Here is a 1,031-nt window from a genome sequence, read left to right as displayed (position 1 = left end):
TCCATTATCTTCTGGCTTTACTTGACGTCCTTCATAGCTTTCAGTATCTTCTCTTTCTTTAATCCATTTTGATCTCAGGCGCTTTAATCCCTTTGTGACATCAATATGAGCCTCCTCATCTGTATACGGTCCACTTGTATCGTACACACGAATCGGTTCATTTTGGATATCACCTGCTTGTGTCACTGTATTTGTGAGCACGATTTCTCTTTTTGGCACCAAAATGTCAGGTCTTGAGCCTTGTTCATATACCTTTCGACTGCCTTCAAAGTTTGATAATAAAGATTGCGTTGATGGAACATTTGTCTTTTCATTCATTTGCTGTTCTCTCCTTCTTTTCGTGTCACCGGACAGGATGGAATCAGCACCAGCAAAAAACCAGATTCTATGTAAAGAACCTGGTTTCGTCGTCAGAAAAAAACATGTATGCCATTCATATGGCACATGTATCATCTTCAACTTCCCCACGCTGGTACGAGCCAGATCAGGTCCAAAGGGTTAAGAAGCTTGTCTTCTCTCTCAGCCCGCATTTCCGGGCACCCCTAGTCACTTATATTGATTTCCACAACAGTGTAGCATAGCTGAGAAATGAAAAAAAGAAGTTTCAGGAAAATAGTTCCTTTCCCCTACAATGAATACACGCTCTTCACGATATACATCTTTCTATACACGATCTATCTCTCTCATTTCGATTAAATCAGAAATAATCATTGATCCTTTTCTCCTAATATGTATAATTAATCTAAACGGAGAATTTTTATACAAACATGATTCAAAGGAAGTTCTAGTCGATTGCAAACATTTCTTACATTTATCGTCGTTGGATTCTCAATTGCTCTACCTGTTGGAGCGATCACGGTTGAAATGACAAAGCAGGGATTAAAAAACGGATTCTTTCATGGATTAACTGTAGGCGCTGGTGGTATGACCATCGATATATTGCTCATCTTGGCTTTATATGCTGGATTTGCTCAATTTTTATCTTTGCCCTTTATCCAAATTCCTCTCTGGCTGATTGGTGCCATCTTTTT

At 39.1% G+C, this 1,031-nt stretch carries 1 protein-coding gene, 1 pseudogene and 1 riboswitch; of the genes and pseudogenes, one reads left to right on the top strand and one right to left on the bottom strand.

Going from position 1 to position 1,031, the window contains the following annotated elements; translation table 11 throughout:
- Window positions 1–453: pseudogene (locus tag V7659_RS31705) on the bottom strand (phosphomethylpyrimidine synthase ThiC); the annotation flags it as partial.
- Window positions 445–554, bottom strand: a riboswitch (TPP riboswitch). It overlaps the preceding pseudogene by 9 nt.
- Before the next feature lie 238 nt (window positions 555–792).
- Here V7659_RS31705 and V7659_RS31700 point away from each other — a divergent pair.
- Window positions 793–1,031 (top strand): LysE family transporter (locus V7659_RS31700; RefSeq protein ID WP_335543939.1); only part of this gene is annotated, 239 nt, incomplete at its 3' end.

Source organism: Neobacillus drentensis, from assembly GCF_036966985.1.
Taxonomy (GTDB): domain Bacteria; phylum Bacillota; class Bacilli; order Bacillales; family Cytobacillaceae; genus Neobacillus; species Neobacillus drentensis_E.
Note: the sequence above shows the minus strand (reverse complement) of the source record. Positions and strands in the feature narration are given on the sequence as shown.